Source organism: Streptomyces sp. BF23-19, assembly GCF_041106355.1.
Taxonomy (GTDB): Bacteria; Actinomycetota; Actinomycetes; order Streptomycetales; family Streptomycetaceae; genus Streptomyces; species Streptomyces virginiae_A.
On record NZ_JBGBPT010000057.1, the window covers coordinates 43,746 to 49,745 of the forward strand.

Consider the following 6,000-nt stretch of genomic DNA (forward strand, 5'->3'; position numbering starts at 1 on the left):
CACGGGAGACCGGGCCTGGCGGACAGCGGAGCCGCGGGTCAGGAGTGCTGGTCGCGGGCCTTCGCGGCCCGCTCCGCCTCCTCGGCGTGCTTCTCCTTGATGCGGACCGTTTCCTTGCGGACCTCGGCCTGGGTGGCACGCTCACGCTGGAGCCACTCGGGGCCTTCCTGCTTCAGCGCTTCGATCTGCTCCGTGGTGAGGGGCTCGGTGACCCCGCCGCGGGCGAGACCGGCGATGGACACGCCGAGCTTGGCCGCCACCACCGGTCGGGGGTGCGGACCGTTGGCGCGCAGCTCCTGCAGCCACTGGGGCGGGTCGGCCTGGAGCGCACTCAATTCGCTGCGCGAGACGACACCCTCCTGGAACTCTGCGGGGGTGGCCTCGAGGTACACGCCCAGCTTCTTCGCCGCGGTCGCGGGCTTCATCGTCTGGGTGTTCTGGTGCGACGTCATGGTGTCAAGAGTATCGAGCGTGTGCGCTACCTCCGACCACGACCGGTAACCTTGCGGGGTGACAGGCTCGGAAGTACCCCATTCGTTCCGGCTCGCTTATGTCCCGGGGGTCACACCCAGCAAGTGGGTGCGTATCTGGAACGAGCGGCTGCCCGACGTCCCGCTGACCCTGGTCGCGGTGTCCCCGATCGAGGCGTTCGGCGTGCTGCGGGCGGGCGGCGCCGATGCCGGATTCGTGCGGCTGCCGGTCGACCGTGACGATCTCAGCGCGATCCCCCTCTACACCGAGACCACGGTGGTCGTGGTCCCCAAGGATCACCTCGTGACCGCGGCGGAAGAGGTGTCCACCGAGGATCTCGCCGACGAGATCGTGTTCCACCCGCTCGACGACACCCTGGCCTGGGAGCAGCTGCCGGGCAAGCCGGCGATCGAGCGCCCCGCGACGACGGCCGACGCGATCGAGCTGGTGGCCGCCGGTGTGGGCGTGCTCGTGGTCCCGCAGTCGCTCGCCCGGCTGCACCACCGCAAGGACCTGACCTACCGGCCCGTCTCGGACGCGCCCGCCTCGCGGGTCGCGCTGTCGTGGCCGCAGGAGGAGACCACCGATCTGGTGGAGGAGTTCATCGGGATCGTCCGCGGCCGGACCGTGAACAGCACGCGGGGGCGCGCGCCGACCCCGCCGCAGCCCAAGGCGAAGCGCAAGCGCCCGGAAACGGGCACGGGTGGCGGCGGGCAGCGGAAGTCGGGGGGCGCGAAGTCGTCGTCCGGGAAGCCAGCCGGCAAGAACCCCCGCGGTGCCGCCGGCGGCGCGAAGGGCGGCAAGGGCGGCAAGCCCCGCCGTCGCCCGTAGGACCGGGAGGACGGGGCTTGCGGTCCCGGCGGGACCGCAGGGACCGGCGGGAGCGCCTGCGACGGCCTGGCTTCGGGGATCCGGCCCGCCTCGCGGTGTATGCAGGAGGGATGGATCTCCGGCCACCGTCGCACCCACGTCACCACCGGTCCCCCACGGTGGGCCACGCGCAGTTGGCGGTCCCGTTCGCGCTGATCGCCGTGGTGACGACGGTCGACGTGCTCGCTCCGCCCGAGGTGCACCTCGGGCCGGTCCTGGCCGCCGCGCCGGCCGTGACCGCGTCGTTCGCGGGGCCCCGGATGACGGGCTTCGTCGGGCTGGTCGCCGTACTGGCCCAGGTGGTGGTCGCCACGACCCGCACCAGCCTGACCGATCTGAACCACACCTTCCAGATCATCGCGCTCGTGATGATCTCGGTGTTCGCGACCTTCTTCGCCCACCTGCGCGAGGTGCACGAGAAGGAGGTCACCCAGCTGCGCTCGGTGGCGGAGACCGCCCAGGAGGTGGTCCTGCGGCCGCTGCCCGACCGGATCGGGCCGCTGGGTGTCGCCTCCGTGTACCTGGCCGCGGCGGCCGAGGCCCAGATCGGCGGCGATCTGTACGCCGCCGCCCGGACGGCCACCGGCACGCGGCTGATCATCGGCGATGTGCGGGGCAAGGGGCTGGCGGCGGTCGGGGACGCCGCGCTCGTCCTGGGCGCCTTCCGGGCCTCCGCCCACCAGGAGGCCGGGCTGCCGGGCCTGGTGGACTACCTGGAGGCCGCGGTCTCCGCGGACCTGGACGGCGCCGGGGACGAGGGCGAGAGTTTCGTGACCGCGGCCGTTCTGGAGATTCCCGACGCCGAGCCGGTGGTGCACGTCGTCAGCTGCGGCCATCCGCCACCGCTGCTCGTGCTGCGCGCCGGCGGCGCCGAGCAGCTGGAGGTGGACCGGCCCGCGCCGCCGCTGGGGCTCGCCGGGCTCGTGGCGTCGCCGGTCACCGCGCAGACCTTCGCCTTCACCGAGGGGGACGTGCTGCTCCTCTACACGGACGGCGTCCTGGAGGCACGCGACAGGGTAGGCGCCTTCTACCCGCTGGCGCGGCGCGTGAGCGCATGGCCGGGGCTGCGCCCGCAAGCGCTGCTGGACCGCGTGTGCGAGGATCTGCTGGCGCACGCGGCCGGCAACACCCTGGACGACGACGCGGCGATGGTCGCGATCGAACGGAGCACCCCCTGAGGGGTGTCCTGCCGAGGACCGGGTTTGCCAGAATCGGATCATGCTGACCCTCGGAACGATCGTGATGGGAGCCGCGGACGTGCGGCGGGCCGCGGATTTCTGGAGCCGGGCGCTGGGGTACGTACCCCGCGACAGCCAGGTCGACGACGACTGGACCGTCCTGGTCCCGGCCGACGGCAGCGGCCCGGGCCTGGCGCTCGGCCGTAGCGTCACGCCCGTACAGGAACGGCCGCGCGTCCACGTCGATCTGTACGCGGCGGACGCGGCGGAGCAGACGACCGAGGTCGCACGGCTGGTCTCCCTGGGGGCGCGGCACGTCGACTGGGATTCCTACCCCGAGGACCCGGACTTCGTGGTGCTGGCCGACCCCGAGGGCAACCGCTTCTGCGTCATCGACGCCTCGCACGGCTGACGCCGCCGGTGCGACGAGAAATCCGTCGGTCGCACGGTTCGGCCGGGACAGGATGCGGCCATGCGTTGCGCCGACCAGGGCCCTGAGCTGTTCGCTCTGACCCGCCGCTACGTCACGCCCGGCAGGCGCCACCTCGAACTCGGCGGCTCTCTCATGGGCATGACCGAGCATGAACGCACCACGTTCCTACGGGAGCTCGGCGAGGCCGCCCGCGGTATCACGCCCCGCGAGCTGAGCATCTTGCTCGAGGGCACCTGGCGCGAACGCAGAACCGCGGCCTGGCTCATCGCCGTCGCCCGGCAGGGAAACGATGGCGTCTCCCCGGCTTCCGGTGACCCCTATTCATCGGATGGGTGATGTCGGGGAATTGCGGGCGACAGTCGCGAACTACAGTCGCCCTCCGGTCATCCATATGCGTGACATCGCATCGGCCAGGGCGGGATATCGGGCGGCCTCGCAGAGCATTTCCGAGAGCACGAGCAATCCGTGAGCGGTGCTCCGCGCGTCGCGGTTCTGATGCAGTCGGATGACCGCGTCGCTCAACGGCCGGCGCCCGAGCAGGATCCCCGAACGCCGGACGGCGGCAGCCGTCTCCAGATCGGCGCGGCCTCCGCCGAACGGCAGGGCTTCCGTTCGGTTCAGGCCCGGCGGTGCGACCGAATCCCGCACGTGGCGGACGTACGCTTCCGGCGGGGCCTGGCCGTTCTCGAAGACGTTGCGGAAGCCGACGATCCGGAGACTCGTATTGCGTGGACGGAGCTCGATGTAGAGCTCGACGAACAGACCGCGCAGTTGGACGTGGAGGGGGAGGTAGGGCATTTCGCCCTCCTTGCGGCCGGCTCCGCCGAAGAATCCCTGCGCGTCCTGCGCCTTGGAGCGGATGGTCGAGGTCAGGGATCGGTACTCGTCGGCCGAAGCGAGCGCCGGGGAGAACAGCATCGGTATCAGCATGGCCGGCCTATCAGGAGAGAGGTCCACGACGCGGAATTCGCGTCAGCGATCTGACCGCGATCGCTCGGATCCTGCTGTGCTCACGCATGCACATCACCACCTTCGCCATATTCCGCCGACGGGTTCATCACCCCGTCGACGCCGGGTTCGGTTTCCGATGCGCTCCTTTCTAGTCGGCCGGGTGGCGGCCGAGAGAATTGTTGACCTCTGATGCTAAGAAATCAGCGCGTGATCTCCCGGACATCGGAACGACCGCGCACACGACCCAACGCGGCCTGTTGGAGCCGGGGTTGACGAGGACGACAGCTCCGTCCCGGTCGACGTCACCGCCGCAGGTGCCGACGGACCACTCGTCCTCGACCCCTGCGCATCCGGCGAAGTCAGCGACTCCCGGGCAGGATCGGGCCCCGTTTCCTGATCCCCCGCTTGTCTCTGCCTTAAGCGGAACCTAAGACTCATCGCGGCCGAAACGAACGAATGTCCGTTTCGGTGCGGCTAGCGTGCTGCCGGATCCCCAACTCCCCAGTAACACAGAGGCAGGCACGCGATGGGCAGCACAGTCGGGCACCGGCGCAGGACGAGTCGTACGGCGAAGGTCACGGGCGCGCTCGTGACGGCCGCGGTGATCGGTGGGGTGGCCTTCGCCTTCACCGGGACCGCGCAGGCGAGCTCGGTCGGAGCCGTGTACACGAAGTCCAGCTCCTGGAGCGGCGGTTACACCGGCCAGTACGTCATCACCAACAGCACCGGCACGGCGCAGTCGGACTGGACCCTCCAGTTCGACCTGCCGGCGGGTACGAAGATCGACTCGCTCTGGAACGGCACCCACACGGTCTCCGGTCGCCGCGTGACCGTGAAGCCCGCGAGCTGGAACGGCCGGCTGGCGGCGGGCGCCTCCGTCACCGTCGGCTTCGTCGCGAGCGGCACCGGCACCCTCGGCGACCCCACCGGGTGTCTGATCAACGGGGTGAAGTGCTCCGTGGACCAGGGCGCCACGGCCCAGCCCAGCGGGCGTCCCACCGCCCGGCCCACGGTGACGGCGAGCCCGGCCCCGAGCGCGCCCGCCACGTCCGCCGCGCCCACCGGGACCAAGTCGCCCTCCCCCACGGCGACCGCCCCGACCCCGACCCCCACCCCCGCCCCCGGGGGCGGCGGCGCGCGCTTCGCCCCGTACGTGGACACCTCCCTGTACCCCGCGTACGACCTGCTCGACACCGCGACGACGACGGGCGTGAAGGAGTTCCACCTCGCCTTCATCACCTCCGGCGGCGGCTGCGCACCGCTGTGGGGAGGCGTCACGGATCTCGCGAACGACAAGGTCGCCGCCCAGATCGGTGCGCTGCGCGCCAAGGGCGGCGACGTCCGGGTGTCGTTCGGCGGGGCCGCCGGTCACGAACTGGCCCTGAACTGCGCCACCGTGGACGAGCTGGCCGCCGCGTACGGAAAGGTCGTCGACCAGTACCGGCTCACCAAGGTCGACTTCGACATCGAGGGCGCCGCCCTACCGGACACCGCGGCGAACGCGCGCCGCGCGCAGGCCATCGCCCGGTTGCAGAAGTCCCACCCGGGCCTGGACGTCGCCTTCACCCTGCCCGTGATGCCCGAGGGCCTGACCCAGCCGGGCGTGGCGCTGCTGGCCGACGCCAAGAAGAACGGCGTGCGGGTCGACGCCGTCAACATCATGGCGATGGACTACGGTCCGGCGTACAGCGGTGACATGGGGCAGTACGCGATCCAGGCCGCGACGGCCACGCAGGCTCAGATCAAGGGCGTACTCGGGCTGTCCGACGCGGCGGCGTGGAAGGCCGTGGCCGTCACGCCCATGATCGGCGTGAACGATGTCGCGAGCGAGATCTTCACGGTGGAGGACGCGACGCAGCTCGTGCAGTTCGCCGCCTCGAAGGGGATCGGCCGGTTGGCCATGTGGTCCTCCACGCGGGACAAGCAGTGTGCGGCCGGGGCCGTCAACCACGCCGACGCCACGTGCAGCTCGATCCTGCAGCAGCCGTTGGCCTTCACCAAGGCGTTCTCCGGGCTCAAGTAGCCGCCCGAGGCGCGAACGGGGAACGGTCGTCGGCCCGCCTTCCAGCTGGACACCGTCGTCGAGGGGCGATCGCC

The 6,000-nt window shown here is 71.1% G+C and carries 7 protein-coding genes; 5 read left to right on the forward strand and 2 right to left on the reverse strand.

Annotated features, from left to right (window positions below; translation table 11 throughout):
• Nucleotides 1-38 precede the first annotated feature (38 nt).
• Nucleotides 39-452, reverse strand: coding sequence for a DUF5997 family protein (locus tag AB8A24_RS28295; RefSeq protein ID WP_266480191.1), 414 nt, complete (start codon nt 450-452; stop codon nt 39-41).
• Nucleotides 453-510: 58 nt separating this feature from the next.
• Here AB8A24_RS28295 and AB8A24_RS28300 point away from each other — a divergent pair, with 58 nt between their 5' ends.
• From AB8A24_RS28300 to AB8A24_RS28315, 4 genes are all read left to right on the forward strand, one after another.
• Nucleotides 511-1,302, forward strand: coding sequence for a LysR substrate-binding domain-containing protein (locus AB8A24_RS28300; RefSeq protein ID WP_369477954.1), 792 nt, complete (start codon nt 511-513; stop codon nt 1,300-1,302).
• Nucleotides 1,303-1,412: 110 nt separating this feature from the next.
• Nucleotides 1,413-2,519, forward strand: coding sequence for a PP2C family protein-serine/threonine phosphatase (locus AB8A24_RS28305; protein ID WP_369477955.1), 1,107 nt, complete (start codon nt 1,413-1,415; stop codon nt 2,517-2,519).
• A gap of 40 nt (nt 2,520-2,559) precedes the next feature.
• Nucleotides 2,560-2,931, forward strand: coding sequence for a VOC family protein (locus AB8A24_RS28310; RefSeq protein ID WP_328960176.1), 372 nt, complete (start codon nt 2,560-2,562; stop codon nt 2,929-2,931).
• A 60-nt stretch (nt 2,932-2,991) separates the two neighbouring features.
• Nucleotides 2,992-3,288 carry a DUF6000 family protein gene (locus AB8A24_RS28315; RefSeq protein WP_328960177.1) on the forward strand — a complete coding sequence of 99 codons (297 nt, stop codon included), beginning with the start codon at nt 2,992-2,994 and terminating at the stop codon, nt 3,286-3,288.
• A 30-nt stretch (nt 3,289-3,318) separates the two neighbouring features.
• Here the strand turns inward: AB8A24_RS28315 and AB8A24_RS28320 are convergent, their stop codons facing one another.
• Entirely contained in the window at nt 3,319-3,870 is a 552-nt protein-coding gene (locus tag AB8A24_RS28320; protein WP_369477956.1) for a ribosome-inactivating family protein, read from the reverse strand.
• Nucleotides 3,871-4,429: 559 nt separating this feature from the next.
• Here AB8A24_RS28320 and AB8A24_RS28325 point away from each other — a divergent pair.
• Entirely contained in the window at nt 4,430-5,926 is a 1,497-nt protein-coding gene (locus AB8A24_RS28325) for a cellulose binding domain-containing protein (protein WP_328960179.1), read from the forward strand.
• The last annotated feature ends 74 nt before the right edge of the window (nt 5,927-6,000 follow it).